The organism is Herbidospora solisilvae (assembly GCF_009901565.1).
Classification (GTDB): Bacteria; Actinomycetota; Actinomycetes; order Streptosporangiales; family Streptosporangiaceae; genus Herbidospora; species Herbidospora solisilvae.
Genome location: NZ_WXEW01000010.1, coordinates 351,257 through 378,050, shown reverse-complemented (window position 1 = coordinate 378,050; position 26,794 = coordinate 351,257). Strand labels below are relative to the sequence as shown.

24 protein-coding genes and 1 pseudogene are annotated in these 26,794 nt (G+C 71.7%); 11 read left to right on the top strand and 14 right to left on the bottom strand.

Annotation, left to right across the window (positions count from 1 at the left end):
* Positions 1–39 precede the first annotated feature (39 nt).
* On the top strand, positions 40–720 hold the full coding sequence (locus GT755_RS32365; RefSeq protein WP_161483353.1) for a MerR family transcriptional regulator: 681 nt from the start codon (positions 40–42) through the stop codon (positions 718–720).
* Here the strand turns inward: GT755_RS32365 and GT755_RS32360 are convergent.
* Together GT755_RS32360 and GT755_RS32355 are read right to left on the bottom strand one after the other, a co-directional pair.
* Complete coding sequence (locus tag GT755_RS32360; RefSeq protein ID WP_328794657.1) at positions 717–1,388, bottom strand: response regulator transcription factor; 672 nt, start codon at positions 1,386–1,388, stop codon at positions 717–719. The two genes, GT755_RS32365 and GT755_RS32360, sit on opposite strands and share 4 nt — an antisense overlap.
* Entirely contained in the window at positions 1,376–2,515 is a 1,140-nt protein-coding gene (locus GT755_RS32355; RefSeq protein WP_161483351.1) for a sensor histidine kinase, read from the bottom strand. Before GT755_RS32355 ends, GT755_RS32360 begins: the two co-directional genes overlap by 13 nt.
* Before the next feature lie 111 nt (positions 2,516–2,626).
* On the opposite strand from GT755_RS32355, the gene GT755_RS32350 reads away from it, so the two are divergent.
* Complete coding sequence (locus GT755_RS32350; protein WP_161483350.1) at positions 2,627–3,040, top strand: DUF6326 family protein; 414 nt, start codon at positions 2,627–2,629, stop codon at positions 3,038–3,040.
* On the opposite strand, the gene GT755_RS32345 is transcribed toward GT755_RS32350, so the two are convergent.
* Complete coding sequence (locus tag GT755_RS32345; protein ID WP_161483349.1) at positions 2,950–4,074, bottom strand: PucR family transcriptional regulator; 1,125 nt, start codon at positions 4,072–4,074, stop codon at positions 2,950–2,952. The genes GT755_RS32350 and GT755_RS32345 overlap by 91 nt on opposite strands.
* Before the next feature lie 107 nt (positions 4,075–4,181).
* On the opposite strand from GT755_RS32345, the gene GT755_RS32340 reads away from it, so the two are divergent.
* Positions 4,182–5,093, top strand: coding sequence for an alpha/beta hydrolase (locus GT755_RS32340; RefSeq protein WP_202610739.1), 912 nt, complete (start codon positions 4,182–4,184; stop codon positions 5,091–5,093).
* 16 nt (positions 5,094–5,109) lie between these two features.
* Entirely contained in the window at positions 5,110–5,814 is a 705-nt protein-coding gene (locus tag GT755_RS32335; protein ID WP_161483347.1) for a haloacid dehalogenase type II, read from the top strand.
* Between the two features lie 6 nt (positions 5,815–5,820).
* Here the strand turns inward: GT755_RS32335 and GT755_RS32330 are convergent, their stop codons facing one another.
* From GT755_RS32330 to GT755_RS32320, 3 genes are all read right to left on the bottom strand, one after another.
* A complete protein-coding gene (locus GT755_RS32330; protein ID WP_161483346.1) occupies positions 5,821–10,503 on the bottom strand; it encodes an outer membrane protein assembly factor BamB family protein in 4,683 nt (1,560 codons plus the stop codon).
* A gap of 11 nt (positions 10,504–10,514) precedes the next feature.
* Positions 10,515–11,654 (bottom strand): HupE/UreJ family protein, encoded by a 1,140-nt coding sequence (locus GT755_RS32325; protein ID WP_161483345.1) that lies wholly within the window; start codon positions 11,652–11,654, stop codon positions 10,515–10,517.
* A gap of 91 nt (positions 11,655–11,745) precedes the next feature.
* Positions 11,746–13,443 (bottom strand): aminotransferase class I/II-fold pyridoxal phosphate-dependent enzyme, encoded by a 1,698-nt coding sequence (locus GT755_RS32320; RefSeq protein ID WP_161483344.1) that lies wholly within the window; start codon positions 13,441–13,443, stop codon positions 11,746–11,748.
* Between the two features lie 46 nt (positions 13,444–13,489).
* Here GT755_RS32320 and GT755_RS32315 point away from each other — a divergent pair, with 46 nt between their 5' ends.
* The 3 genes from GT755_RS32315 to GT755_RS32305 all read left to right on the top strand — a co-directional run bounded on the left by GT755_RS32315 (position 13,490) and on the right by GT755_RS32305 (position 16,018).
* Positions 13,490–14,062 (top strand): CGNR zinc finger domain-containing protein, encoded by a 573-nt coding sequence (locus GT755_RS32315; RefSeq protein WP_161483343.1) that lies wholly within the window; start codon positions 13,490–13,492, stop codon positions 14,060–14,062.
* A gap of 244 nt (positions 14,063–14,306) precedes the next feature.
* The gene (locus GT755_RS32310; RefSeq protein ID WP_161483342.1) at positions 14,307–15,599 is read left to right on the top strand and encodes a molybdopterin-dependent oxidoreductase; all 1,293 of its coding nucleotides are present in this window, start codon (positions 14,307–14,309) and stop codon (positions 15,597–15,599) included.
* Complete coding sequence (locus GT755_RS32305) at positions 15,596–16,018, top strand: hypothetical protein (RefSeq protein WP_202610738.1); 423 nt, start codon at positions 15,596–15,598, stop codon at positions 16,016–16,018. The genes GT755_RS32310 and GT755_RS32305 overlap by 4 nt, the downstream gene beginning before the upstream one ends.
* 15 nt (positions 16,019–16,033) lie before the next feature.
* Here the strand turns inward: GT755_RS32305 and GT755_RS32300 are convergent, their stop codons facing one another.
* Positions 16,034–16,405, bottom strand: coding sequence for an STAS domain-containing protein (locus tag GT755_RS32300; protein WP_161483340.1), 372 nt, complete (start codon positions 16,403–16,405; stop codon positions 16,034–16,036).
* Between the two features lie 197 nt (positions 16,406–16,602).
* Between GT755_RS32300 and GT755_RS32295 the strand changes: the two genes are divergently transcribed.
* A complete protein-coding gene (locus tag GT755_RS32295; RefSeq protein ID WP_202610737.1) occupies positions 16,603–16,920 on the top strand; it encodes a helix-turn-helix transcriptional regulator in 318 nt (105 codons plus the stop codon).
* A gap of 158 nt (positions 16,921–17,078) precedes the next feature.
* Positions 17,079–17,645: a hypothetical protein gene (locus tag GT755_RS32290; protein WP_161483338.1), complete on the top strand. Its 567-nt coding sequence runs from the start codon at positions 17,079–17,081 to the stop codon at positions 17,643–17,645.
* 5 nt (positions 17,646–17,650) lie between these two features.
* Here the strand turns inward: GT755_RS32290 and GT755_RS32285 are convergent, their stop codons facing one another.
* A complete protein-coding gene (locus tag GT755_RS32285; RefSeq protein ID WP_161483337.1) occupies positions 17,651–18,010 on the bottom strand; it encodes an ArsR/SmtB family transcription factor in 360 nt (119 codons plus the stop codon).
* 20 nt (positions 18,011–18,030) lie between these two features.
* On the opposite strand from GT755_RS32285, the gene GT755_RS32280 reads away from it, so the two are divergent.
* The gene (locus tag GT755_RS32280; RefSeq protein ID WP_161483336.1) at positions 18,031–19,107 is read left to right on the top strand and encodes a cation diffusion facilitator family transporter; all 1,077 of its coding nucleotides are present in this window, start codon (positions 18,031–18,033) and stop codon (positions 19,105–19,107) included.
* Here GT755_RS32280 and GT755_RS38840 read toward each other — a convergent pair.
* The 3 genes and pseudogenes from GT755_RS38840 to GT755_RS32265 all read right to left on the bottom strand — a co-directional run.
* Positions 19,034–19,261, bottom strand: a pseudogene (locus GT755_RS38840) (helix-turn-helix domain-containing protein); the annotation flags it as partial. The gene GT755_RS32280 and the pseudogene GT755_RS38840 overlap by 74 nt on opposite strands.
* A gap of 64 nt (positions 19,262–19,325) precedes the next feature.
* Complete coding sequence (locus tag GT755_RS32270) at positions 19,326–20,483, bottom strand: aminotransferase class I/II-fold pyridoxal phosphate-dependent enzyme (protein WP_161483334.1); 1,158 nt, start codon at positions 20,481–20,483, stop codon at positions 19,326–19,328.
* Positions 20,480–21,118, bottom strand: a complete 639-nt coding sequence (locus GT755_RS32265; protein ID WP_161483333.1) for a helix-turn-helix transcriptional regulator — start codon at positions 21,116–21,118, stop codon at positions 20,480–20,482. The genes GT755_RS32270 and GT755_RS32265 overlap by 4 nt, the downstream gene beginning before the upstream one ends.
* Before the next feature lie 220 nt (positions 21,119–21,338).
* Here GT755_RS32265 and GT755_RS41430 point away from each other — a divergent pair, with 220 nt between their 5' ends.
* Positions 21,339–22,151: a collagen-like domain-containing protein gene (locus tag GT755_RS41430; protein WP_161483332.1), complete on the top strand. Its 813-nt coding sequence runs from the start codon at positions 21,339–21,341 to the stop codon at positions 22,149–22,151.
* Between the two features lie 78 nt (positions 22,152–22,229).
* Here GT755_RS41430 and GT755_RS32255 read toward each other — a convergent pair whose 3' ends face one another.
* The 3 genes from GT755_RS32255 to GT755_RS40165 form a co-directional block, all read right to left on the bottom strand.
* The gene (locus tag GT755_RS32255; protein WP_161483331.1) at positions 22,230–22,778 is read right to left on the bottom strand and encodes a superoxide dismutase family protein; all 549 of its coding nucleotides are present in this window, start codon (positions 22,776–22,778) and stop codon (positions 22,230–22,232) included.
* A 187-nt stretch (positions 22,779–22,965) separates the two neighbouring features.
* Entirely contained in the window at positions 22,966–23,157 is a 192-nt protein-coding gene (locus GT755_RS32250) for a hypothetical protein (RefSeq protein ID WP_161483330.1), read from the bottom strand.
* A gap of 135 nt (positions 23,158–23,292) precedes the next feature.
* The gene (locus GT755_RS40165; protein ID WP_161483329.1) at positions 23,293–26,658 is read right to left on the bottom strand and encodes a glycosyl hydrolase; all 3,366 of its coding nucleotides are present in this window, start codon (positions 26,656–26,658) and stop codon (positions 23,293–23,295) included.
* Between the last annotated feature and the right edge of the window lie 136 nt (positions 26,659–26,794).

The window sequence follows — 26,794 nt, the reverse complement described above, 5'->3', positions numbered from 1 at the left end:
CCGGGACCGTAGAACCCTGACGCACGGACAAGGTCAAGCATGTGGCGAATCGGGCGGCTGGCCCGCATGGCGGGGGTGTCGGAACGCACCCTGCGCCACTACGACAGAACCGGTCTGCTGCGGCCCGCCGCCGTCGACCACCTCACCGGCTACCGCTGGTACGGCGTCGCCGAGCTGTCCCGCCTCGAACGCATCCGCGCCCTGCAACGCCTGGGCCTGCCGCTGCGCGACATCGCCGACCTGCTCGACGCCCCGGAGAGCGAGACCCGCCGGGCCGTCGCCGAGACCCTCGCCCGCCTCCGCGCCGACCTCGCCGCCCTGACGGCCACGGCCGCCGAGGCCGAGCACTACCTCGCCGACCCGCTGACCGTCGTCCCCCGCACCGCCACCACCGGGGCCCGCCGCCTGAAGATACGCCGGCTGACCGCCACCCACCCCTCCGAACTGGCCGGACAGTGTTCGGGGACCCTGCTGACTTGGCTCGACGGCCCCTTCTCCGCGGCCGTGCCCGACGAGGGCGGCGAGCCGCTCGCCCTCCCGGCCCGCGAGGTGGTCAGGGCGGTGCTGCCCACGCCCGAGGGCGTGGTGCGGGCGGGCCACGACCTGTTCACCTGGATCGGCCGCCACGGCCTGAACGTGGTGGGGCCCGCGCTGGAGGAGCACCTGATCGACGAATCGGGCGGCCACGCGGTGGTGCTGGACATCCCGATCGGGTCTTAGCCGGTCAGACCCGCGTCGTGGGCCAGCAGGGCGATCTGGGTGCGGTTGTTGAGGTCGAGCTTGTCGAGAATGTGTGAGATGTGGGCCTTCACGGTCGCGACGCCCATGAACAACTCGCCGCCGATCTCGGCGTTGGACCTGCCCCGGCCCACCGCGACAGCGACCTCCCGTTCCCGTGCGCTGAGCCTGCTCAGCACCCGCGTGGCGTGCTGCCGCCGGCCGGCCGCACCGGAGTCGGCGACGTGGGCGATCAGCTGACGGGTCACCGTCGGCGACAGGATCGGCTCCCCCGCCGCCACCCGGACGATCGCACGCAGGATCTCGGCGGGCGGCGTGTGCTTGAGCAGGAACCCGCCCGCTCCGGCACGCAGGGCACGCAGCACGTACTCGTCGGCGTCGAAGGTCGTCAGCACGACGACCTCGGGCGGATCGGGCCGGGCCCGCAGCAGCTCGGTGGCGGCCAGCCCGTCGAGCACGGGCATGCGGATGTCCATCAGCACGACGTCGGGGGCGCATTCGTCCACGGCGGCGGGCACCTCGACCCCGGAGGCCGCCTCGCCCACCACGCTCAGCTCGGGTGCGGCCGCGATGATCATTTTCAGCCCCGCCCTGACCAGCGGGTCGTCATCGACGATGAAAACCCGGATCGGGGTGTTCACCTCGGCCACGGCAACCACGCCCGCAGCCGGAACTCACCTGTGGCGGTCGGGCCGTACTCCAGCCGTCCACCGGCCAGACCGGCCCGCTCGGCGAGGCCGATCAGCCCGCTACCGCCGCCCGGGATCCCGGCCCCCGCGGCTCCGGCCGGGTTGCGCACCTCTACCGTCAGCCCCTCCCCCGCCGCCCCGCCGACGGCCACCGACACCTCGCCGTCGCGGCCGTGCTTGCGCGCGTTGGTGAGCCCTTCCTGCACGATCCGGTACGCGCCCCTCCCGATCGCCGCAGGCGCGGCGGCCGGTTCCCCCACCTGGCAGTCGAGCAGCACCCGCATGCCCGCGCGCCGTGACTGGTCGACCAGGTCGGAGAGGTCGGCAAGGGTGGGCTGGGGCTGCTCCGGCCCCTCGGACCGGTCGAGGCCGGCCCGGAGCATGCCGATGACCTCGCGTAACTCCTCCAGCGCCCGGTGCGCGCCGTCGCGGATCACCCCGGCGGCCAGGGCGACCTCCTCGGGCGCGGCGTCGGGGCGGAGCTCCAGCGCACCCGCGTGGAGGCTGAGCAGGGACAGCCGGTGGGCGAGGACGTCGTGCATCTCGCGGGCGATCTGGTCGCGTTCGGACTGGCGGACCTGGGCGAGATGCAGTTCCCGCTCCGATTCGACCCGCCGGGCCCGTTCGCGCAGGGACTCCCGCCTGGCCCTGACGAACATGCCCCAGGCGAGGACCGCGGCGACGCAGGCGTAGCCGAGCAGAACCTGCCACCAGGGCGGCACCTGGACGTCGGGCCGCACCAACGGCGTCAGGAACGGCACCAGCACCGCCCCGGCCACGATCGGGCCGACCACTTTCGGTCGTCGGTGGGCCGCGGCGGTGAACAACGCGATCAGCGTGACCCCGGCGGCCGACATCGAATAGACGCTCAACGCCACCGTGACCACCGCGAACCCGACCGGCTGCCGCCGGCGCAGCCACACCCCGAGACAGCTCATCGCGCCGAGGACGGCATCGACGGTGAACGGCACCGGCGCGGGCCGCTGGTCGAGATTGTCCATCACGCCAAGCGTTGTCAGGGCGATGGCCAGCAGGAACAACGCCGCGTCGGCCGCCCGGTCGCGCCTGGTGCGTCCTGGGGTCGTCACGATCAACAGGGTACGGCGGCCCTCGATCCAGCGGAATCCGACCAAAGTAGGTCCCGTGACGCCGACCTTCGGCCGTCGCGACGGGTCTGCTTGTCGCGTCAGCCTGTCCCCATGACCGGTAACCGGCAAGGCATCGAGGGCGACCTGCGAGCGAGACTCTCCACCCTGTGGATCGTCGTCCTGTTCACCATGCTCTACGCGGATGTGCTCAGTTTCCTGGACGCCGAGTTCCTGCGGGGGCTCATGGCGGGGCATGCCGGCGGCGTTCCCGTCACCTCGGCGCTGCTGGTGGGATCGGCGGTGATGGTCGAGATCCCGATCGTGATGGTGATGTCGTCGCGGGTGCTGAAACCGGCGGTGATGCGGCGGGTCACCTTGGTGGCGGCCCCGCTCACCGCGGCGTTCGTCATCGGCGGGGGGTCGGTGAAACCGCACTACCTGGTTCTGGCCGCCGTCGAACTGGTGTGCCTGGCCGTCATCGTGCGGCTGGCCTGGCGCATGGCGACCTCACCGACCCTGACCTGACCCGCGGGGTGAGCTCGCCCGCGCTCGTCGTCGAGTAACCGCCGCATCGTAAGCGCGATCTTGACCCTGGTCCGTCCCCCCGGTTCGGTCAGGTCGACGCCGAGCACCCCGCCGAGCTGGGCGAGACGGCGGGCGACGCTGCTGTGGTGCAGGTGGAGGACGTCGGCGGCCCCGCGCAGGGAGCCGGTGGCGCAGTAGGCGTCCAGCGTCTTCAGGTCGTCGGAGTCCACCAGGGCGAGTGCGGCCACGTCGGCGTTGGCGCGGGCGGTCTCCGGTGGTATCTCGGCCAGCAACGCCAGCGCGCCGAGATCGTCGTACCGGATGACGGGTTCCCCCGTCGTGGTGAAGCGCAGGGCGGTGCGCGCCTCCCGCCAGGATCGGCCGACGCCCGCGCGCGAACCGGCCGGGAAGCGGGCCACGTCGACAGAGGCGGCCAGGAGCACGCCCACGTCCCCGAGCGCCGCCGCCTTCACCAGGCCCGCCGCGCAGACGAGACGTGCGACCCGGTCGAGCGGAACCGGTGAGACGACCGCCGCGACGACGATCGGCGAGCCGGGGGCGAAGCCCAGCAGCCGGAGCGCCCGGGTCCGGGCCGCCTCCTCGGCGTCCTGGCTGATCACGAGTTCGACGAGGGCGGGATCGGCCATGGTGGTGCGGGCCGGGCCGTAGCGTTCCACGACCGACGCGGCGGCGATGGCGAGCCGGTCGAGCAGGAGCTCGTCGAGGGGACCGGGAGGCCCGGGGCGTTCCAGCCACACCGCGCCGATCTCCTCGTCGTCCAGCGAGATCGGCGTGACCGTGGACGCGGGAGGGGCCGGGGCGGTCGCCCGGCCGCCGTCGGGGGCGAACCGGGTCACCTGGCCGGCCTCGTGGAGCCGGATTCCGGCCACGCACTCGGCCAGGCCCGCCGAGGCGCGGGCCAGGGCCGGGAGGTCCACCCGCCGGCGCATCAGGGTGTCGTAGAACATGACGACCCGGATGGCGCCCTCGGCCTGCGAATCGAGCTGCGACAGCCGTACGGCGAGTGCCTCCATGACAGGAGGATAGGTCCGCCCCGGCCCGCAGGACGGCGCTCATCCGAGCACGGAGACCCGACGGACGGCGGATGATCCCGGGAGCGGCGGCCGGGAGGATGGCCGCCATGGATCCCGAACTCGAACCGTTCGTCCCGCTGATCCCCCGCCCGGACTACGCCGACCCCGTCGCCGAACGTGCGACGACCGCCCGGCTGGTCGCCTCCCTGCCCGCTCCCGACACCTCGGCGATGCGGGTGACCGATCGGCTGGTGACCGCCGACCCGGACGTGCCGGTGCGGATCTACCGGCCGGAGGAGGCGCGCGGCGCGATCGTCTGGTTGCACGGCGGCGGCGGCATCGTGGGCGACCTCGACACCGAGCACCCCTCGGCGGCGCGGCTCGCCGAGGCGTCCGGCGCGCTGGTGGTCTCGGTCGGCTTCCGCCTCGCTCCCGAGCACGTGTTCCCCGCCGCCCTCGACGACGCCTACGCCGTGCTGCGCTGGCTCGCCGACAGCGCCGACGAGCTCGGCGTCGACCCGGGGAGGATCGCGGTCGGCGGCATGAGCGCCGGCGGCGGCCTCGCGGCGGCCATGACGCTGCGGGCCCGCGACGAGGACGGACCGCTGATCCGCTGCCAGCTGCTCAACCAGCCCATGCTCGACGACCGGCGGCACACGTGGTCGGCGCGCGCCTTCACGCGCACCCCGCGGCTGGACGCGGAGAACCTGGCCGTCATCTGGGGAGCCAACCTCGGCGCCACCCCCGCCACCCCGTACGCCGCCCCGGCCCGCGCCACCGACCTGTCGAACCTGCCGCCCGCCTACATCGCCACCGCCGAGTTCGACCCGCTGCGGGACGAGGGCATCGCCTACGCGGTGCGCCTCCTCCAGTCGGGCGTCTCGGTGGAGCTGCACCAGTGGCCGGGCACCTTCCACGGGTCGCAGGCGATCCTGTCGGCCCAGGTGTCCCAGCGGCAGAACGCCGAACTCGCCGCCGCCCTGCGCCGGGCCCTGGAGACGTCTGGCCCGCCCGGTTAGCGGGGAGGTCCCGGGCATGGACCATGTGCTGGTGTTCGACGTCAACGAGACCCTGATCGACATCGAGTCGATGGACCCGCTCTTCGAACGGATCTTCGGCGACGCCCGGGTCATGCGCGAATGGTTCGGGCAGCTGATCACGTACTCGATGACGGCCACGTTGTCCGGCCGGTGGACGGACTTCTTCACCCTCGGTCAGGGGGTGCTCGGGATGCTGGCCGACGTCCACGGCGTCGAGGTCACCCCGGACGACGTCGCCGACGTCAAGGAGGCGATGCGGACCATGCCCGCCCACCCGGACGTCGAGCCCGGCCTGACCAGGCTGCTGGAGGCGGGCTTCCGGCTGGTCACGCTGACCAACTCGCCGGCCGGTCCCGGCGCGCCGAGCCCGCTGGAGAACGCGGGGCTGGCGTCCTACTTCGAGCGGAGGTTCACGGTCGAGGCCGCCCGCGCGTACAAGCCCGCGCCGCAGGTCTACCGCCTGGTGACCGAGGGTATCGGCGTGCCGCCGTCGGCGTGTCTCATGGTCACCTGTCACGTCTGGGACAGCGTGGGCGCGCAGAGCGCCGGCTTCTCGGCGGGGCTGGTCACCCGGCGGGGCAACGCGCCGCTGCCGGTGGCCGCGCTGCCCCGGCCCGACTTCGTGGCGCCGGACCTGCCCTCCCTGGCCGGGCAGATCATCGAGGGCCGGCCCGGACGGATTCCGGACCGGCCCTCGTGAACCGGATCACGGCGCGGCGACCCCGTCGAGGATGCCCACCGCGTCGGTGCCCGGCGTGACGACGAGCTTGCGGGTGAGGGTGTACGACCCGCCCGCGGGAACCTCGACGTTGAACCGGCTCATCACCCAGTTGCCCGCGGCGAAGACGTCGAAGGCCGACGCCGGGGTGCCGTAGACGAGGCCGAAGACCTGCGGGTCGGTGCCGGTCATGCCGATGTACGGCTTGGTCGGGGTGTAGACCGTCGCGGTGCCCGGCGGCACGACGCCGGCGCCCGGGATGACGCCGGCCTGGCCGGCCGCGTCGTGGTCCATGGCGTCGCCGGTCCACACGTTGAGCGGGGCCGCGCCGGAGTTGGTCAGCTCCGTCGCGACCGTGGCGAAGTCGTCGCCCGGCTTCAGCGTGTACGTCGTCGTCGCCGTCAGCCCCGCGAAGCCGGTGACCGGGCCGGACACCCGGACGACCGCCTTGTCGCCGGTCGCCTGGACGATCTCGACGTCGGTGGCCGCCACCGTCCGGATGTCCCACGCGCTGCCGCCGGTCGGCTGGGTCGCCGAGACGTAGGGCAGGTTGATCCAGTCGAACTGGTCGGCCATGCCGCGCACGGCGACGTCGACCGGCTTGCCACGCGTGCCGCCGGAGAGCTGCGCGTCGTTGTAGGCGTCGGCGATCGCCACCGAGAGCTTGTCGTTCTCCAGCATGACGTCGCCGGCGCCCGCCTCGACCAGGCCGGAGCCGATCTGCTTGCCGTAGCCGGCCTCGACCGTGACCGGGCTCAGCGTGACGTCGGCGACGCCGTTGCCCTCCGCCGGCACGGTGACCGTGGCGGCGGCGGTCTGGTAGCCGAGCTTGGCGACCCGGACGTCGTACGGACCGGCGGGGGCGTCCACGAGGTACCTGCCCTGGGCGTCGGTGGTGGTGGTGGCGACCACCGCGCCGGCCTTCTCCAGGGTGACGCGGGCGCCCGGGACGGGGTCGCCGCCCGAGGTGACCGTGCCGGCCGCGCGGGCGGCGTCCGGGACCGTGTCGTCGTGCAGGTCGATCTCGCCGGCCCACTTCGCGATGTTCCGGGTGGGGTCGCCGCCGTTGGTCGCGTAGTCGGTCAGGTGGTAGAAGCTGAACTGCCTCGTCGCGCCGGGGGCCAGCGTGGCGTCGTAGTAGAGGCCCTCGACGTAGCCGTACGCGCCGACGGCGGCCGGGGTGTCGAGCGCCCAGGCGAGACCGTGCGCGGCCTGGCCGTTGGTGGTGGCGGCGTCGGCGCCGACGTAGACGTACTTGCCGGTCCAGCCCGTGGTCTTCAGGCCGGGGTTGGTGCCGGCGAAGCCGGGGATGCGGCCGTTGTCGACCGAGCTGTCAGGGTCGATCATGTAGTTGAAGTAGCCCTGGTAGCCCGTCGTGCCGGTGTTGGTCAGCTTGACCGTCATCTTCACGATCGGGGCGTCCGGCAGGGTCTCGTACCGGACCTGTGCCTTGATCGCCGGGTTGGCCCTGTACTGGCCGTCGCCGACCACCGCCGCGCCGTCCACCTTGAGGTCGGGCAGGTCGATCAGGTCGTTCGGCCGGTCCCACGAGTCGGGCGGGGTGAGGCTCGGGCGCAGCAGCATCTCGCCCCAGTCGAGGGTCTCGGCGCCGTTGGCGTCGTTGAGCATGAGGTCCGACAGGTGGCCCTGGCCCAGGCCGCCGGCGCCGTTGTTGGCGGCGGTGTACGGCGTGATGGACGCCCGGACCCTGTCGTTGGCCAGGTAGTAGTACTCCTTGCCCGCGACGAAGTCGGTGCGGGTGCTGCCGTTGCCGTAGTCGGGCGGGTAGGCCGACCTGCCGGCCACCGGGTGGGTGACCTTGATCAGCTTCAGGTCGGCCTTCTGGTCGCCGGTCGTGCCGACGGTGACGCTGACGGCCGAGCGGTCGTCGGCGATGAGGCCGCGCTTGGCCGCGGTGACGTTCCAGGTCGCCGCCGCCAGGCCCAGCGTGTAGCGGCCCTTGGCGTCGGTGCTGGTCACGGCGGTGTCCTGACCGGCGGCGACGGCGGTGACCTTCGCCCCGGCGATCGGGTCGCCGGTCTCCTCGTCGGTCACCGTGCCGGTCACCGTCGCCCAGCGCGGCGCGGACTCGCCGCCCGGCACGTAGGCGTACAGGTTGCCGTCCCAGGCGCCCGCGACGACGGTGTTGCCGCTGACGGCCGGGCCGGCGCCGACCCAGGTGCCGATCTCGTGGCTCCACAGGATCTGGCCGGTGTCGGTGGCCAGCGCGTAGAACCGGCCGTTGTTGGCGCCGACGAACAGGGTGTCGCCGGCCACGACCGGGCTGGACATGACACCGCCGTGGTAGACGTCGCCGGGCAGCAGCCGCTCCCAGAAGACGTCGCCGGTCTGGGCGTCGAGGGCGACGACCGCGCCGCTCGGGAAGCCCATGTAGACGACGCCGTCCTTGACGGCCGCGGCGCTCGGGGTCGAGCCGCTCGACACGAGCGCGGAGCGCGGGCTCTTGTACGTCCACAACGTCGCGCCGGTCTTGGCGTCCCGCGCGACCATGCCGTTGTTGGCGCCGATGAAGACCTTGCCCTCGGCCGCCGTCGGCACGCCGTCCTGCCAGCTGCCGAGCGACTCGGCGCCGGTCCACTTGCGGGCGCCGGTGGCGAGGTCGTAGGCGAGCACGCGGTCGGCGGTCTCGTTGCCGACGAACACGGTGCCGTCCATGACGGCGGGCGTGCCGTCGCTCATGGTCGCGCCGGACATCGGGGAGGCCCAGATCTGCTTTCCGGTACGGGTGTCGAGCGCCTTCAGCACGCCCTGGCTGCCGATGCCGAAGCGGGTCTGGTAGGGCCAGAGCACCGTGTGGCCGGACACGGCCGGCGAGTAGTAGCCGTAGGTGCGCTGGTTGTTGGGGGCCGGGGCCTGTTCGGGCACGGCCTTCCAGCGCAGCTCGCCGGTCTCGGCGTCGACGGCGTACAGCTCCGAGCCGAGGGTCGGCGCGAAGACCAGGCCGTCGCCGAAGGCGAGGCTGCCGTGGATCGACTGGGGCACCTCGACGTTCCACAACTCGCGGCCGTTCCTGAGCCGGATCGCGTGGATGCGGCTGTTGCCGTCGCCGTTCTCGTCGCGGGTACCGGCGTACACGACGCCGTCGTGGATGACCGGCGAGCCGGTCAGGAAGGTGCCCTCGGTGCGGAAGCTCCAGGCCAGGCGGCGGCCCGGCTCCTGCGCCGGGGCGACGCCGGTGTGGCCCTGGTCGCCGTGGTGCTGGGTCCAGTCGTCACCGGCGACCGTCTTGAGCTCGGGCTCGTCGGTGAGGGTGAAGTCGGCCGACTTCGTCCAGACCCTGCCCGTGGCGTCGGTGACCTGCACGTCGATGCGGTGCGGGCCGGGCGTCTGCCGGCTGTTGGGCAGGTTGCCGTGCCAGGTGAACTCGCCGCTGCGGTAGAGCGGGCGCCAGTTCTTGTCGCCCGCGATCTGGAAGCGCGCCGACACGACCTCGTCGCCGGTGTCGTAGGCGTTGATCTGCACGTCGGGCATCCCGGCGGCCGGCACCCTCGAACCGGGTGCGGGGTTGACGATCGTGATGCGCTCGTTCTCCCCGTACATGCGGAAGGGGTTCTCGAAGCCCGGGCCGGCCATGTGGATGTACCGGAAGCCGCGGGGCGCGTTGTCGATCGTGTACGAGCTCGACACCGTCTGGATGTGCTTGGCGGTCGAGGCGAACGCCGACGTGTTCTCGACGTGGTTGGAGTGTTCGTGGCCGACCAGGATGAGCTGCGCCTTGTACTGCTCCAGCACGTCGCCGAAGGCGTCGTAGGTCGACGGCGAGCCGAACGGCACGTTCATCGGCTGGTGGGTCAGCACGACCACCTCGACGCCGTCGTGCACGTTGGCGGCGAGGTCGTCCTTGAGCCAGTTCAGCTCCTCCTCGAACGGCGCCGAACCGTTGTTCTCCAGCACGACGAAGTGCCGGTTGCCGTAGGTGAACGAGTACCACTCCGGACCGACGTTCCTGCGGTAGTTGTCGATCCGGTCCGCGTACGCCGAACCGGAGGCGTACTCGTGGTTGCCGACGGCCGGCCATACGCCGACGGCCGACTGCTGGGTGCCCCGGCGGTAGGTGTCGAACTGCCCCTGGCTGGCGTCGTTGGTGAGGTCGCCGCTGACCGCGATGAAGCGCAGGTCGGTGCCGGTGGAGTTGATCTCGCGGATCTGGTCGGGCAGCTGCGCGTTGACGTGCGGGTCGGCGATGTTGGCCCAGGAGAAGGTGTCGCCGTCGGAGAGCTCGTCGCGCGTGAGCGCGAAGTCCGCGGTCGGCGTGGCGTCGTCGGCGAGCTCGCCGAGGTTCGCCCAGAACCTCGGCTCCTTGTACTGGTCGAGGCCGAACCGGTAGCCGCGCGGCTGGGTGGCCCACACGATGTCGGTCCTGCGGCGGTCGGTGGAGATGGTCAGCGAGTAGGAGCCGTCGGCGGCGGTCGTGGTGGAGACCGTGCCGTCGGAGACCCGCACGCGGGCCAGCCCGGTCTCGCCGGCGTCGCGGCGGCCGTCGCCGTTGGCGTCGACGTACACGACACCCCGGACGACCGCCTCCGGCGGGTCGATGGCGTTGGCGGCATATGTGGTGAGCGGACCCGCCACGACGCTGACGGCGAGCCCCAGCGTGACGGTGTACAGGACGACGCGCATGCGCGCGCGTGCCCCGGTTAACGCGGACAATTCAGAATCCTTCAGGTGAGGAGCGGGGAACGCTCGACGAACCAGACGAGACCGGCACCCGCGACGGCCACGGCCGCCCCGACGGTGCCGAGCATGAGAGCGCGGGCGGCGACCGGCCCGGTCGCGGCGCGGCGCAGGAACGACAACGCCGGGAAGGCGACGGCGATGATCGCGAGCTGGGCGAGCTCGATGCCGACGTTGAAGGAGACCAGATTGACCAGCGTCGAGACCGACGCCGCCCCGTCCACGCCGAGCGCGCCCGCGAAGCCGAGCCCGTGCAGCAGCCCGAAGGCGAAGACGACAGGGAGGCGGTGGCCCGTGCGGGGCGAGAGCAGGTTGTCGAGGGCGACGAAGGCGATCGACAACGCGATGAGCGGCTCGACGATCCACCCGGGCACGCTGACCCAGCCGACGGCGGCCAGCACGAGGGTCACCGAGTGGGCGACCGTGAACGCCGTGGCGACCTCGACGACGTCGCGCAGCCGTCGGGCGCCCAGCAGCAGGGCCAGCAGGAACAACACGTGGTCGAGCCCGAAGAGCAGGTGCTCCGCGCCGAGCAGGACGAACCCCGGGATCTCGCCGAGCAGGTCGGCGTGCCCGATCGTGACGCTCGTGCGGGCGGCGTCGAGCAGGGTCGAACCGCGCAGCCCGTCGACGTCGTAGGCGACCGTCGTGCGGACGTCGTCGACGAGCCCGTCGGTGGCGCTGAAAACGTCACTGCGCACGGTGAGCGCGCCGGACGCCGCGCACGTGTAGGCGAGCGCGACCCGGACCGCGCCGGAGTCGGTGAGCTCGACGCGCCCGCCGTCCCGGGCGTCGCAGCTGATCGAACTGCGGCTGAGCCGCAGCGCCGCGCCGACGTAGGCGGCCGCCTCGCCCGCGTGGGCGTCGAGCGAACGCCGCCGCACCCCGGCGGGCACCTCCTCGACGCGGCCGTCGGGGTCCGGGATCACGACCCCGTCGAGGCTCAGCAGCCGGCCCAGGACGTCGTAGTCGACGTCGACGACGGCCGTGACGTCGTCGCCCTGCCCGCGCAGGTCGACCGCGACCGAGGTGGCGCGGACGTGCGCCTGCGCCGGAGCCGCGGCGAGGATCGTGACGACGAGGGCGGCGAGAAGGGCGGGCAGGCGCACGGGGGGCACTTCCGTCATGGGGGGATGGCGGTCGTTTCCCAACCTTGGAGCGGTCGCTCCACGCCCGGCAACACGCGCCGCGCCAATTCACCGACCCTTCCGCTGGCGGTCACCCGCTGGCCGAAAGATGGGCTTCTGGGGGTCGGAATCCGGTTTTCTCGGCCCGGGTCAGGGCGTCCTCCATCCGGTCGAGGATCAGGTCGAGGACCTCGCGGGTGGTGGCGAAGTTCAGCCGGGCCCACGACTCCGCGACGGAGCCCACCGCGCCGGAGCCGAACTCGCTTCCGGCGCTGAGCTCGACGCCCGCGTTCCGGCGGAACCAGTCGGCGGCCTCCTCGCCGAGCCCGGCGGCGCGGCAGTCGAGCCAGGCCAGATATCCGGCCTCGGGGGTGAGCAGGCCGACGCCCGGCATGGCGGCGATCCGCCGGGCGAGGTGGTCGCGCTGCCGGGTCAGGTGGGCGGTGACGGCGGCCAGCCACGTGTCGCCGTGCGCCCAGGCCGCGCGGGTGGCCTCCACGCCGAGCACGTTGACGGCGCCGTAGAGGTCGGGCGGCTGCGCGTCCCAGGCGGCGCGCAGCACGGCCGGGCCGACGTGGGCGAGCGCGGTGCGCAGGCCCGCGATGTTGAACGCCTTGGACGCCGACGTCACGGTCACGGTGCGGGCGGCCGTGCCCGCGTCGAGGGCGGCGAAGGGGAGGTGGCGGTGCGGGGCGTGGACGAGGTCGGCGTGGATCTCGTCGCTGATCACGATGAGGTCGTGGCGTTCGGCCAGGTCGGCGACGCGCCGCAGCTCGTCGGCGGTGAAGACCTTGCCGGTGGGGTTGTGGGGGTTGACCAGCAGCAGGACCCTGGCGTTCCCGGTGCGTACCCGCTGCTCCAGCAGGTCGTGGTCCCAGGTCCAGCCCCGAGCGGGCTCCAGGGGCGCCGCGACCAGGGGACGGCGCATCGTCTCCAGGGTGCGCAGGAACGGCGGGTAGTTCGGCGTGAACGCCACCACGCCGTCACCGGGTTCGGTGAGCAGCGTCAGGGTCAGCTGGAGCCCCTGGATGAGGTCGGTGATGCCCCGGACGTGAGCGGGGTCCGGCTGCCAGCCGTGACGTCGGCGCATGCGGTCGGCGAACGCGCCGGCCAGCGGGTGGCCGTCCCAGTCGGGGTAGCCGAGGTCTCCCCGGCCGAGGGCGGCGCCGATGGCCTCGGCGATCACCGGCGCGAGGGGGAAGTCCATGTCGGCCACCCAGGCGGGCAGCAGCGCGGGCCCGGGGCGGTGCCATTTGACCCCCTGTTTCGCCCGCAACCAGGCCATCGGCGCGTCGACCGGATCGGCCGGGCGACGCGCCGCGAGCAGGCAGTCGCGCATGATCTCCATCTGGCCGTGGTGCTGGGCCAGTTCCTCGTAGAGGTGCTGGAGCGCGGAGTCGCGGGTGAGCTCCCGGTCCGGGCCGAGCACCTCGGGGTCGGGTTCGTCGTGCAGGGGCGCCCCCGGCCGGGAGTCCCGGACGTCGGCGCGGAGCGTCTCCAGCGCGCGTTCGGCCCTGGCCCGCAGGGGCGCGACCGGCCCGGACGCGTGGAACTCGGCCCGCCGGTCGCGTTGGACGGGCCGTCCGGCGACGAGGTGGCCGCCCCAGTACTCCATCACGCCGAGACAGTGCGTGAGCAGCGCGAAGGGGGTGTTGGCGCCGGGCAGGGCGGGCCGGGTGTTGGCCAGGTCGTCGCCGAGTTCGCCGAGGATCGTGCTCATCCCGCCGACCGCGCGTTCGGCGAAGAAGAGGAAGTCGTCGCCGGTGATCGCCATGTAACCGTCTTGCATGGTTACACGATTGCACGCCGGTTCCGTAACCTGTCAAGATGGTTACATGGGGTTCGTGTTCGTGAGCGGCCGCCGCTCCCTCGACTTCGCCGGCACCCGCAAGTGGCGGCGCAGCGACGCTCCGGAGGAGCAGCTGCTCTCCCCCGCCGACCTGTCCGCATGGGTGGAGGCCGCCGGGCTGCTCGACGCCGCGCCCGCGTTCGGCGAATCCGACCTTCGCGCCGCGATCGACCTGCGCGAGGCCGTCTACCGCACCGCGTCGGCCCGCCTCGACGACCGGCGCCCGGAGCAGGGCGACGTGACCCTGCTGAACGACCACGCCAGACGCCCGGGGCTCGTCCCCACCCTGCTGCCCGACGGGAGCACGCGCCGGTCGGGCAGCGCCGGCGAACTGCTGGCCACCCTCGCCGCCGACCTGCTCGACCTGCTCGCCGCCCCGGCGCGCGTCAAGCGCTGCGCCAACACCGAGTGCACCCGCCTGTACGTCGACACCTCGCGGGCCGAGAACCGGCAGTGGTGCGGCATGTCCGAATGCGGCAACCGCGCCAAGGTCAGGGCGTACCGCCGGCGCCACCGCGAAGGCGACCGGAGCCCGGCCGACGACCGCACCACGGGATGATCGCGGTGGTGTCGTCCGCCAGGCGCGTCCCATCCAGCACGTAGCCGAGGACACATCGGGGAAGGTACCGCCGGTCGGCCCAGGCGTTCCCCGAAACCTTTGCCAGAGGGACATCGTATTCGGAGACAACCGGCCTTTGAGATCGGCGTTCGCGGTGAAGACAAACAGCGAACAGCGTCCGTAGGGGCACGGAAACCGGGGGTGATCGGTGTCAGACGCGTCACGCGAGCGCCGGAAGGCACAGATGGCAGGCGTACGGGAATGGCTGAGCGGGCGGGGGCGTCCGCCCGGCCCGTTCCGGCCCGAGTTCTGGCGCAGCCCGCTGCGCGGGCCGTGGCTGACCTCCGTGTTCGGACTGGTGCTGCTGGTGGGCCTTCCGATCGTGGCCCTCACCGGGCTGGTGTCGTACGCCGCCTACAATCCTGGGCTGCCGGGCAACGACATGACCCCGAGCAAGGGACTGCTGGGGTTCTACCTGTTCGACTGGCCCACCAGCCCGGTCTGGCTCTACCGGCTCACCCAGGGGACGCATGTCATCCTCGGGCTGACCCTGGTGCCGATTCTGCTGGCCAAGTTGTGGTCGGTGATCCCCAAGCTGTTCGCGTGGCCGCCGTTCCGCTCCCCCGCCCAGCTGCTGGAGCGAGTCAGCCTGGTGCTGCTGGTCGGCGGCGCGGTGTTCGAGTTCGTCACCGGCATCCTCAACATCCAGCTCTTCTACGTCTTCCCGTTCTCGTTCTATCCGGCGCATCTGTACGGCGCCTGGGTCTTCCTGGCCGCGCTGGTGGTCCACGTCGCCCTCAAGCTTCCCCGGCTGGTCACCGCGTTGCGGTCGCGGGGCTTCCGCCGGGAGATGCGTACCGGTCTGCGTGACACGCGCCCGGAGCCTCCCGATCCCGACGACCTGGTCGCCGCCGCGCCCGGGCCTCCGTCGATGTCGCGACGCGGGCTGCTCGCGTTCGTCGGCGGCGGGTCGCTGACCGTGCTCGGCCTGTCGGTCGGCCAGACCATGGACGGCCCGATCCGCTCCACGGCGCTGCTGGCCCCGCATGGCCGTGACTACGGTCCCGGCCCCAACGACTTCCAGGTCAACAAGACGGCCGCGAGTGTCGGCGTCACCGCCGCGCAGGCCGGCCCGGGCTGGCGGTTGACACTGCTGGGAGCCCGCCAGGTTCTACTCACACGCCAGGAGCTGCTGGACCTGCCGCTGCACACCTACCGGTTGCCGATCGCCTGCGTGGAGGGGTGGTCGACCGAACAGGAGTGGACCGGCGTGCGGCTGGCCGATCTGGCCCGGTTGTGCGGAGTCGCGGAGCCCGGCGGCGTTCAGGCCCGCTCCATGCAACAGGCCGGGTTCTTCAACCAGGTGTCGCTGAGCGCCGGGCAGGTCGCCGATCACCGTTCCCTGCTGGCCCTGCGGGTCAACGGCGCCGACCTGTCGCTGGACCACGGCTTCCCGGCCCGGATCATGGTGCCGAACGCGCCGGGCGTGCACAACACCAAATGGGTCCGCGAGCTCGACTTCCGGGTGCCGTCGTGAACCGCTACGGCGCGCCCGCCTGGCACCTTGCCGCGCTGATCGTCTGCTACGCGGTGGCGCTCTACGTGTTCACCCGGATCATCTCCGCCGGCATCGTGCTCGGGTTCGTGGTGTGGTTCGCCGGCGCCGTGATCCTGCACGACTTCATCGTCCTGCCGCTCTACTCCCTGGCCGACACCGGGCTGCAGCGCGGACTGCGACGGCGGCCGCCGGTGAACTACGTGCGGGTGCCGGCCGCGCTGTCGGTGCTGCTCCTGCTCATCTGGTTCCCGCTCATCCTGCGCTCCTCCGAGTACTACTACCGGGCGGCGACCGGGCTGAGCACCGAGCCCTACCTCCTCAGGTGGGTGCTCGTCACCTGCGCCCTCTTCGCCGGATCAGCGATCGTGTACGCCGTCCGCCGCCGGTCGCGCCGATGAGCCACGGCCTTACCTTCAGCTCTCCACCATGTGCTGACCACTCGTCACCGCGGCCGTACGGGCCTGCTCGACGCTGGCGTGCACCTGGAGGAGGCGCAGAACTCCGGTGATCCGGAAAAGGCGGGCGACACGCGGATGGAGTGCCGCCAGGTGGAAGTCACGCTCACCGCGCGCGGCACGGGCGTGGGCGTTCAGCAGGACGTGCAGCCCGCTGCTGTCCAGGAAGGTCACGGCGCTGAAGTCCAGGATGAGCGGCCTACCTCGTCGCCGGCCGCGGGTGATCGCCTCGGCCAGCTCATCGCGGTTGCCGGCGTCGATGTCCCCGGCCGCATGGACGACGGTACAGTCCGGCAGCTCATCCACGGTGAACGTCACGGAAGTCGCCACCGGCGGCCTTCTCCTTCGTTCGAGGAGGAGCCGCCGCTGCACGGGAGAGGGGCGGGCATGGAGCCTCCAACGGCGGGAGTCGTCCATCCACCATAAACCTGAAGAAGATTTCGTGAAAGGCTGTTCGCTGTGCAAGGCTGGAACAGCCGGTGACGGCGACCTTGCGAACAACATCTGAGGCCGAAGGCGTGACTCCGATGACCACTGCCAAAGATCGCTCGTCCTGGACGTTCCTGACCCATCACGCCCGGGTGCTGCTGGAGATCGCGCGCAATCCCGAGGTCCGGCTGCGCGAGGTCGCCGAGGTCATCGGCATCACCGAGCGAGCCGTCCAGGGCATCGTGGCCGACCTGCACGAGGCCGGCTACCTCACCCGCGACCGGGTCGGGCGCCGCAACCGCTACCAGCTCAATCTCGACCAGCACTTCCGCCACCACACCGAGGCCCACGCCCCCGTCCGCGCCCTGGTCGAGCTGTTCGCCAGCGTCGAGACGCCGCCGAAGACTCCGTCCTGACGAGGCCCCCGCCGCCGGCCGGCTCGTTCAGCCCACCCGGCACGTTCTGTGCCCGCTTTCCGAGGCGTGTGGGGCTTTGTCGAGATACCGTGCACTACCTGGTCCTCCCACGGCGGCACCGTCATGATCATGATGGCGCCTCACCGATGGGATCCACGATGTCCAGTCGCTCACTCGTGCTGTCGGCCTGCTCGCTCTGCGCGGCCGGCCTCGCGGCGCCGGCGTTCGTCGACGCCGTCGACCTGGTGCTCTGGCAGGAGCATCTGGACCGGCCGTTCGCGTTCAGCGCGCTGGCCTTCTTCCTGGCGACGCTGGCCGCCGCCGGGCTGCGGCGGATGTGGCTGCGCGACGTCCTGATGGCCGTCGCGGGGCTGGCCACGGCCGCCACGCTGTTCGTGGGGCTGATCGCCTTCGCCTTCTCCTCCATCGGGGAGGACGGCTTCATCGACGGGCCGGACCCGTACCGGGTCCGGCTTCAGCTCTCGATGGCGGGGCTCGGGCCGGACACGGTGGCGTGGCTCAGCCTGCGCAGGGATGACGGGTTGCTCAGCAGGGAGTGGGATCTCGGCTGCTTCAACGACGACGCCCCCGATGACGGGTTCCATTCGGTCACGTGGACGGGGCCGAACTCGATCGAGATCCGGGTGGGCGACGGGCGGACCTTCCCCATCGCCCTCCACCCCGGCTCGGGCCGGCCTCAGACCACGGTCGCCCTCAACTGCTGAGGGGCTCAGTCGTCGTGGCGGGGTATTCCGGAGACCTCGTGGTCCGCGTGGAACAGCGCCTCGCTGATGATCCTTCGCACGTGGGCGTCGCGGGCGCGGTAGAGCACCCGTCGGCCGTCCCTGCGGGTCCTGACCAGGCCCGCCAGGCGCAGTTTCGCCAGGTGCTGGGAGACCGAGGGGCGGGGGGCGCCGATCGCCTCGGTCAGGGAGGTCACGTCGTACTCGCCGGCCGAGAGCAGCCACATCAGCCGGAGGCGGGTGGCGTCGCCGAGCATGCGGAAGGCCTCCACGGCCGTCTCCACCTGGGCGCCCGTGGGTGGCTCCTGCGGCGGTGTCGCACCTGCTTCGTTGTCGCGTGCGTACATGACTACATATCCTGGCAGACATGGGCTCCGACATCGAACACGGGCATGGGCATGGGCATGGGCACGGCCAGCAGGGAAGGGGCCGGCGGTTCCTGGCCGCCGTCCGCCATCTGATCACTCCGCACACCCACGACTCGGCGGACAAGACCGACGCCGCGCTGGAGTCCAGCAGGCTCGGGCTGCGGGTGCTGGGCATCTCGTTCATGATCCTGGTGGTCACCGCGTCGGCGCAGGCGGTCGTCGTCGCCCTCTCCGGGTCGGTCGCGCTGCTCGGCGACACGCTGCACAACTTCGCCGACGCCCTGACCGCCGTCCCGCTGGCCATCGCGTTCTCGGTCGGCCGTCGCGCCGCCACGCGCCGCTTCACCTACGGGTACGGCCGGGCCGAAGACCTGGCCGGGATCGTCATCGTGCTGCTGATCGCCGCGTCCGCCCTGTTCGCGGGGTACGAGTCCGTCCGGCGGCTGTTCGACCCGCAGGAGGTCGGGGCCCTCGGGTGGGTCGCGGGCGCGGCGGTGATCGGGTTCCTGGGCAACGAGTGGGTGGCGCGTTATCGCATCCGCGTCGGCCGGCGGATCGGTTCGGCCGCGCTGGTGGCGGACGGGTTGCACGCGCGCGCCGACGGGTTCACCTCGCTGGCCGTGCTCCTCGGGGCCGGGGGCGTGGCCCTCGGCCTTCCCCTCGCCGATCCGATCATCGGCCTGCTCATCACGGTGGCGATCCTGTTCGTGCTGCGCGACGCCGCCCGCGAGATCTACCACCGCCTCATGGACGCGGTCGACCCCGCCCTGGTGACCCTGGCCGAGGAGATCATCGCCGCGACACCGGGGGTGTCACGGGCCGGGTCGATCCGGCTGCGCTGGATCGGGCACACCCTGCGGGCCGAGGTCGACGTGCTCGTGGACCAGGAGATGTCGGTGGTCGAGGCCCACCATGTCGCCGTCGACGTCGAGCACCGGCTGATCCACCGGTTGCCCCGGCTGGGCGCGGCCACCGTGCACACCGATCCGGACGGGCCCGAACTCACCCACGCGCACCGGCCGCTGATCGCACACCGGCCCGGTGGCCACTCGGGGACACGCCCCGAACCCGCTTGAAGGCGACGCTCAGCGCGAACGCGTTGGCGTAGCCGACGCGGCGGGCCACCACGTCGATCGTCGTGCCGGCCGCGCGCAGCAGGTCGGCGGCCAGGGCGATGCGCCAGCCGGTCAGGTAGGTGAGCGGCGGCTCGCCCACGAGGACGGCAAACCGGGCCGGTGCCCTCGGCCAGCGCCTCACGGGCCGCCTTCGCCCGCCGTCACCTGCCGGACCGAACTCACCGAGACCCTCCACCGGCTGGTCGAAGACCTCGCCTGAGCCAGGCCCCGAAGGCCGCGAGGCCCTCTTCGGGGTCGGCGCGGCCGACGCCGACGCGGAACCGGTCGGCGGGGGTGGGCGTCAGTTCGGACCGGTAGATGCTCGCCGGCAGCAGCAGGACGCCGGCCTCCTCGACCAGGCGGGCGCAGAAGTCCTCCACGCCGTCGGGGCCGAGGTAGCGGGGGTAGGCGACGCAGCCGCCGTCGGGTGCGCGCCACTCGAACAGGTCGGGGAAGCCGCCGAAGAAGGCGTCGAAGACCGGCACGTTGCGGGCGATCAGGGCGCGGTTGCGGGCCAGGATCGTGGTGCGGGCCTTGATCGCGATCCGGGCCAGCACCTCGCTGGGGGCCGAGTTGCAGATGGTGGTGTAGTGCTTGGCCCGCTCCAGCCGGGACAGCAGGGCGCGGTCGCGGCAGGCGAGCCAGCCGATCCGCAGGCCCGGCAGGCCCAGCGACTTGGAGGTCACGTTCAGCGACAGGGCGCGCCCGGACAGGTCGGCGGCCTGCGGCAGGGTGCGGGCCGGGTCGCGTTCGAGGCCGCGGTAGACCTCGTCGCTGAACAGGTGGACGTCGTGCTCGTCGCAGATCCGGGCCAGCTCGGCGAAGTCGGCGGCGCCGATGACCTTGCCGGTCGGGTTGTTGGGGAAGTTGACCGACACGACCCGGGTGTTCGGCCTGATCGCGGCCCTGATCCGGTCGAGGTCGAGGGCCCAGTCGTCGCCGGGGTCGAGGGCGACGCCGGTGACCTCGCACAACGCCAGCGGCACGGTCTCGGCCGCCTGGTAGTTGGGCGTCACGACGACCGCGTGGTCCCCGGCGTCGAGCAGCACGTTCATCGCCAGGTAGAGGGCCTCCTCCGCGCCCGCGAAGCAGAGGACGTCGGCGGCGTCCAGGTGGTCGTAGGTGGCGGCGATCGCCTCGCGCAGGGCCGGGTCGCCGTGGGTGGTGGTGTAGCCGAGGGAAAGGTTCTCGAACGCGGCCCGGTCGGCGTCGTCGGCCAGAGCCAGCAGTTCGCCGAGCGACATGCTCTGGGCGTCGGAGGCGGTCAGGTGGTGACGCGCGGTGAACTCCCACCGGGAGAAGTAGGTTTCGAGGCGGAAGTCGGGCAGCCGGGTCATCGTGCGTGGTCCTTCGTGTTCGGTGCTCTGAGCTCGGCCAGCAGGCCGTAAAGGGTGGATCGGGAGACCCCCAGCGCGCGGGCGACGACCGGGGTGGCGCGGCGCACGGCGAACACCCGGGCCTCCTCCAGCCGGGCCAGGACGGCGAGGCGGTCGGCGCGGGTCAGCCGCTCCACCGGGCGGCCGCACTCGCGCACGTAGGAGCCCACGACGTGCTGCACGCGGTCGCTCCAGTCGTGCTCGAACAGCGGCTCGGGCCGGGAGGCGGCCGGGGCGCCGAAGGCGGACAACACGGCCGCGGCCTGCTCCAGCGGGGTCCGGTCGAGGTTGACGCACAACACGACCGACGCCCTGCCGTCGGCGTCGCGCAGGATGGCGCTGACCGACGACAACCGCCGGCCGTCGGCGAGCAGCTTCTCGTAGGGCCCGAAGACGTCGGGGGCGGCGGGGTCGAGGGCGTCGAGCTCGCCCAGCAGCGACGGGTCCCCCGGCCCGCGTGCGCTCATCGGGTTCCACACGGCCAGGATCCGGTCGGTGCCGGGATCGTGCAGGACCACCTCGGCGTAGGGGCCGAGCAGCGCCGCCACGGCCCGGCAGACGGGCGCCCATGTACGCACCCGGGGGTCGTCGTCCATGGCTGGACTCTACGTCCAATGTGGACGGAGCGTCCAGCCGGGTTTACTTAATTCGTTGACTGACAATTCGTCTCGGCGTTTGTAAGTGAACACCTACATAAATGCGCACCGAGATCGAGTTGTGATGTGAGCCCGGTGAACCGTGTGCGCCCATGGACCGTCAACCACGGGATCCTCTTCAGCAACAGAGGACACGCTGTTTTCATCGGAAGGAAATTCAGTGGCTATCAGGTTGCCGGGCGGACGCACGATCGGGATTTTGACCGTCGGCGCGCTCGCGGGTTCGATTTTCGCCGTCGGAAGCATGGCGACCGCTTCTTCGGCTGCTGACACCGTCATCCACGCCTGTGTCAACAAGAAGACCCGGTACGCGCGCATCGTGAACGCGACCACCAAGTGCCGCGCCACCGAGACGAAGATCACGTGGGGCGGCCAGGGCGAGCAGGGCCCGATGGGCCTTCAGGGCATGACCGGCAACACCGGTCCCCAGGGCCCGAAGGGCCAGACCGGCCCGCAGGGTCCCAAGGGTCAGACCGGCGCCACCGGCCCGCAGGGCGCGAAGGGCGACACCGGCCCCGCCGGCCCCCAGGGCCCGAAGGGCGAGACCGGCCCGGCCGGACCGCAGGGCCCGAAGGGCGAGGCCGGCCCCGCCGGGCCGAAGGGCGCCAACGGCGAGGACGGCAAGGACGGCAAGACCGGCCCCGCGGGTCCCCAGGGCCCGAAGGGCGACACCGGCCCCGCCGGACCGCAGGGCCCGAAGGGTGAGACCGGCCCCGCCGGCGGCGTCACGCCGGTCATCAAGACCGGCACCGAGACCTCGGTCGACAGCAGCTCGGATTACGTCCTGACCGCCTGCGACCCGGGCAAGAAGGTCGTCGGCGGCGGCTACGACATCACCTCCGGCACCGACTACGTCAAGTACGTCGCCATGAGCAAGCCGACCGTCAACGGCAACAGCAACAGCTGGGCGGTTCGTGTCGCGATCGAGAACAACAGGACCGTCAAGCTCAAGGTCTACGCCATCTGCGTCTGACCCGTCCGCATAAAAAGCCCTTCCGACGCCATTCGGAAGGGCTTTTTTCGCGTAATGAAAAGAACGAGCCCCGCTTGATCAGCTTCGGGTGATCACGCCGCAGGCGATGCGCCCGCCGGAGTCGCCGGCCTTCAGCGTCTCGGCGTCCGGGCCCTTCTGGCCCGCCTCGTTCCGGTAGCGGTCGGGGATGTTGGCGTGGTTGTCGGCCAGCGCGTGGATCATGATGGAGCTGCCGTCGGCGTCGAAGAGCTGCGCCACCTGGAAGCGGTCGGTCACCGCCGAGGCGGTGCCGGTGCCGTCCGCGCCGACCAGCAGGTTGGGCAGGTCGCCGGTGTGGTGGTCGTGGGAGTGGGAGCCGAGGTCGAAGTGACCGCCCGCGCTGAAGAAGGGGCTGCCCGTGGCGGGGTCCTTCGACTGCGGGTCGCAGACGCCCTTGGCGTGCACGTGGAAGCCGTGGTAGCCCGCCGGCAGGCTCGTCACGCTGACCGTGACCTTGGACTTGCCGTTCCCGGCGTCCTCGATCTGGAGCGAGCCGACCGTCTGGCCCTGGGTGTTCTTGATCACGGCACTGGCCGGCACGCCGCCCCGTCCCGGTTTCAGCGCTCCGAGCGCCGTGATGCCGACCATGACGACTCCCACACCCAGCGGGACAACCAGCGGCAAACGGGCCTTACTCAGCATCAGCGGTCTCCCGGTGTGGGTTTCTCCGAACAAGGAGAGAGATTCCCACCGAAATGTCCGCTTTCCCGGTGCCGAAGGCAAAGGTTCCCGAAGGCCGCCTCTCCCCCGGAGAGACGGCCCCCGGTTCCGGGCGCTAGAAGCCGGGCGCCCAGAGGGCCCAGACGCTGCCCGACGGATAGCAGCTGTACCAGGGCCAGACCGCGCCGAGGCCGCGCTGCCCGGCGGCCTCGCACGAAACGCTGCTGGGGTAGTAGCCGACGACGCCGGCGTGGGCGGGGGTGGCGGTGAGGGTGACGGCGGTCAGGCCGAGCGCGACGATCCCCATCCGAAGAGCACGTCTTCTCACTAGGCTTCCTCTCCGAAAATAAAAAGAAACTTTCCTAAGAGATAAGCCGACGAGACGAAGTCTGGCAAGAGTGAGGGCGGCGGTCCGCACGTGCGGACCGCCGCCGTCAGGGGATTACGCGAAGGGCAGGCGGATGACGCTCTGGTTGCCGATCCCGAGGTTGGTCGTGGTGGAGCCGATCGCGCTCCAGACCTCGACCCGCACCGAGCCGTTCGCCAGGTTGCCGAGCGCGCCGGTGGCCGACTTCACCCCGGCCGCCTGGGTGTAGTGCTCCCACCCGGCCACCGGGTCGGTGGCGAAGTAGGTGTAGGTCTCCACCCGGTCCCAGCTGCCGTTGCCGGTCAGGTCGTAGGAGACCCTGACCTGGGTGGCGTTGCCGACGTTGGTCCCGGCGTCCACGAACAGGTCGAACGTGGTGGCCGCGCCGCTGTAGGCCGCGGTCAGGCCGGTGGCGTTGTAGACGGCGGCGTTGGTCGGGGTGCCGTCACGGTTGCCGTTGGCCGCGGCCAGCGTGACCGTGCCGGCCGAGCCCGTCGTCCCGGGCAGGGTGCCGTTCGACTGCGGGTAGCGGTTGGCGGAGAAGGGGCCGCCGGGCGAGGGCGAAGGGCTGGGCGAGGGGCTGGGCGAGGGGCTGGGGCACGCGGCGCCGCCGCCGTACACCTTGAACTCCCACAACGAGTAGCCCCACGCGGTGCCGCGCGCCGTGCCGTAGACCCGCACGTAGCGGCCCGAGCCGGACACCGTCAGGTTGTCGGTGCCGCCGTCGCCGGTGGTGGTGCTGTAGACGTCGGTCCAGGTGGTCCCGTTGGTCGAGGTCTGGATCTGGTACGACCGCCCGTACGCGGCCTCCCAGGTCAGCTGCACCGACGAGATGGTCTGCGTCGAGCCCAGGTCGACCTGGATCCACTGCGGGTCGCTGAACGCGCTGGCCCAGCGGGTGGCCGCGTTGCCGTCGACCGCCAGGCCGGCGGTGTAGGCGGCCTCGACGCTCGACGAGGTGGCCGGGCGGCCCTGCGACAGCAGCGTGGTCGCGCACGGACTCGGCGAAGGCGACGGGGACGGCGACGGGCTGGGCGAGGACGTGCCGCCGCCGGACGCGTTGCCGCCGCTCCAGGTGAACAGGCCCGAGGTGACGGTCTTGCCGGCCGGCGCGGTCAGCGTCGTGCCGTTGGAGAAGGTCACCGTGAGCGGGCTGCTCGTGATGTTGGACGCCACGTAGGTCCGGGTCCCGTTCTTGACGAAGACCTTCGCCAGCGGGTGGCTGGCGGTGACCGTGGTGTCCACCGTGCCGAGCGCGGCCAGGTTGCGCAGCCAGTGGAAGGTGTGCGCCTTGCTCTCGCCCTCCTCGGAGGTGAAGTTCGGGTTGGCCTGGAAGGCCGCCAGCGCGGCCGGTCCGTCGGCGAGGGCCCGGAACTCCTGGATGATGTCCTGCCAGACCGTCGGCGGGCCGCCGTTGTTGGTGACCAGCTCGTTGTAGTTGATCAGGACGTTGGCCGGCCACTCGCCGAGGTAGAAATGGCCGCCGGTGATCGGCAGCATGTTGATGCCCTGGATCATCTCGGGCTCGCCGCTGAACCAGGTGGCGTACGCGCCGCCGGAACCCCAGACCATGCCGACCGTGTTGTGGCCGAAGGCCGCCGGGAAGTTCTGGTTGCGCACGTCGAACCAGTACTCCTGGATCGCCGCGCTCTGGGTGGCGTAGATGAACACGCCCGCGTCGCGGACGGCGGTGTTGCCGGTCGCCTGGCCCCACTGGATGAGGGCGTTGGCGAAGTTCATGCCCTCCGACGACGACTCCTGGTTGTTGCCGGAGCCGAACGCGCCGTGCCCGGCCGCCCAGTCGTGGCCCGCGTAGATGTCGAAGTCACGCAGGTAGGGGAAGCGGGTGTCGTTGCGGTCGTAGTTGTTGGCGTCCCGGATCAGCAGGTCCACCATGCCGCCGTACTGGGCGTTGGTCGCCCAGGTCGGGTCGAACTTGGCCAGCGTCGCCGCGGCGGCGATGTAGTAGCCGTAGTGGAAGTGGTGGTCGTTGAGCTCCTGGTCGGAGCCGTAGGAGGCCGGGTAGCCGAGCAGGGTGCCCCAGGGCTGGTTGTAGTAGAAGACCCGGCTGGTCTTGCCCGGGGTGGCGGTGAACCAGTCGGTGAGCCGGGTCCTGATCCGGTTGAGCGCCGAGTCGCGGACGGCGGTCAGGTTGAGCTGGTCGGCGATCTCGGCGATGCGCGCCGCCCGGCCCAGGCCCTTGCCGGTCCAGTAGGTGTCGTCGCCGAGGCCCGCCGTGGGGTCGCCCAGCTCCGCGTTCAGGTAGTTGGTGATGGTGGTCAGGTCTCCGCCGGCGTTGTCGGCGACGGCCGGGATCTCGGGCAGCACACCCTGGAACTTCATCGTGGTGCTGAACGAGGTGCCGGTGACGACCTTCATCTGGCCACGCGCCGACACGTAGGTCTCGGTCAGCGGGGTGGAACCGGTCAGGTAGTTCCACTGGTGCGGGTAGAGCGCGATGACGGTGCCGCTCGCGCTTCCCTCACGGGCCGTCGTGGTGAAGGTGTAGGTGGTGCTGACGTTCGCGGTGGCCGGGTTGTACGAGTAGGACACCCGGGTGCCGGTGACGTGCGCGTGGGCGTACTGCGCGTAGGTGTTGGCCAGGCTGGTGCGGGTCGCGGCCGGGGTCGACGGCGTGGTCGGCAGGACGGCGACCGAGAAGTAGTTCTGGCCGTTCAGCGTCGAGGTGATGCTGGTGCCGCTGACCGTCCAGGTCGAGCCGCTGGGGGCGAAGCCGAGGTAGTCCTTGCCGTTGACGGTGAACCCGATGGTGCCGCCGCTGTTGGACCACACGGTCGGCGTGCCGCTCGTGGTGATCTGGGCGTTGCCGCCGGTCTTGGTGAAGTAGGCGAAGGGCAGGCCGTGACCGATGGTGGCACGAAGGGTCCGGGTGCCGTCGCTCCAGTACGGGGAGACCGTCCAGTCGGTCCAGCCGTCCACCTTCGTGTCCGGGGAGTTCAGGCCGGTGACGCCGACCAGGATGTTCTGCACGTACGGGTAGTGGAACTCCCCCACGCCGGTCGCGGAGCCGGTGATCGTGGCGGTGGTGTTGTAGGAGAAGCCGAGGCCGCCGGCGAAGGTGTCGTAGGAGGTCGGGTGGGCGTGCAGCGGCTCGCTGTAGGCGCAGTCGAACCGCTTCCAGAGCAGCGACGACCACCAGTCGTTGGTGGGGACCGCGCCGGCCGGGGCGTTGGCGGTGACGTAGAGACGCGGGTTGGTCGATAAGGATCCGCAACCGGACGGCAGGGCGCGACCGGCCGGCAGCGTGTCGGCGTACGACCCGGCGCCGACGGTGCCCGCCTGGGCGGCGGGGGTGCTGGCCACGAACGCGAGCGTCGCCGCGATCATCGCCAACACGACGCTGACCACGAGCGACCGCGACGCGGGGCGGCGGCCGGGCGGCGAGGTGCCGGGTGACTGAGCCCCGATGGGCTGGTGCATTCTTCCTCCGTGGGGGACGACCTGGCGGTGTGCGTTGGGGGGTGAGGTCTGTGGGACCGCTTCTCGCAGAGAGCGCTCTCTGCGCGGAAACTAGTGCCCGAAACGCCGCCCGTCAATGTTTCTGACCGATTACCGA

Coding starts and splice junctions, on each gene's coding strand:
- GT755_RS32335 (WP_161483347.1), top strand. CDS start 5,110: ATGGACCATGTGCTGGTGTTCGACGTCAACGAGACCCTGATCGACATC.
- GT755_RS32350 (WP_161483350.1), top strand. CDS start 2,627: ATGACCGGTAACCGGCAAGGCATCGAGGGCGACCTGCGAGCGAGACTC.
- GT755_RS32270 (WP_161483334.1), bottom strand. CDS start 20,483: ATGACCCGGCTGCCCGACTTCCGCCTCGAAACCTACTTCTCCCGGTGG.
- GT755_RS32285 (WP_161483337.1), bottom strand. CDS start 18,010: ATGTACGCACGCGACAACGAAGCAGGTGCGACACCGCCGCAGGAGCCA.
- GT755_RS32265 (WP_161483333.1), bottom strand. CDS start 21,118: ATGGACGACGACCCCCGGGTGCGTACATGGGCGCCCGTCTGCCGGGCC.
- GT755_RS32340 (WP_202610739.1), top strand. CDS start 4,182: ATGGATCCCGAACTCGAACCGTTCGTCCCGCTGATCCCCCGCCCGGAC.
- GT755_RS32310 (WP_161483342.1), top strand. CDS start 14,307: ATGGCAGGCGTACGGGAATGGCTGAGCGGGCGGGGGCGTCCGCCCGGC.
- GT755_RS32320 (WP_161483344.1), bottom strand. CDS start 13,443: ATGCAAGACGGTTACATGGCGATCACCGGCGACGACTTCCTCTTCTTC.
- GT755_RS32325 (WP_161483345.1), bottom strand. CDS start 11,654: ATGACGGAAGTGCCCCCCGTGCGCCTGCCCGCCCTTCTCGCCGCCCTC.
- GT755_RS32255 (WP_161483331.1), bottom strand. CDS start 22,778: ATGGTCGGCATCACGGCGCTCGGAGCGCTGAAACCGGGACGGGGCGGC.
- GT755_RS32345 (WP_161483349.1), bottom strand. CDS start 4,074: ATGGAGGCACTCGCCGTACGGCTGTCGCAGCTCGATTCGCAGGCCGAG.
- GT755_RS32280 (WP_161483336.1), top strand. CDS start 18,031: ATGGGCTCCGACATCGAACACGGGCATGGGCATGGGCATGGGCACGGC.
- GT755_RS32290 (WP_161483338.1), top strand. CDS start 17,079: ATGTCCAGTCGCTCACTCGTGCTGTCGGCCTGCTCGCTCTGCGCGGCC.
- GT755_RS32315 (WP_161483343.1), top strand. CDS start 13,490: ATGGGGTTCGTGTTCGTGAGCGGCCGCCGCTCCCTCGACTTCGCCGGC.
- GT755_RS40165 (WP_161483329.1), bottom strand. CDS start 26,658: ATGCACCAGCCCATCGGGGCTCAGTCACCCGGCACCTCGCCGCCCGGC.
- GT755_RS32295 (WP_202610737.1), top strand. CDS start 16,603: ATGACCACTGCCAAAGATCGCTCGTCCTGGACGTTCCTGACCCATCAC.
- GT755_RS32250 (WP_161483330.1), bottom strand. CDS start 23,157: ATGGGGATCGTCGCGCTCGGCCTGACCGCCGTCACCCTCACCGCCACC.
- GT755_RS32365 (WP_161483353.1), top strand. CDS start 40: ATGTGGCGAATCGGGCGGCTGGCCCGCATGGCGGGGGTGTCGGAACGC.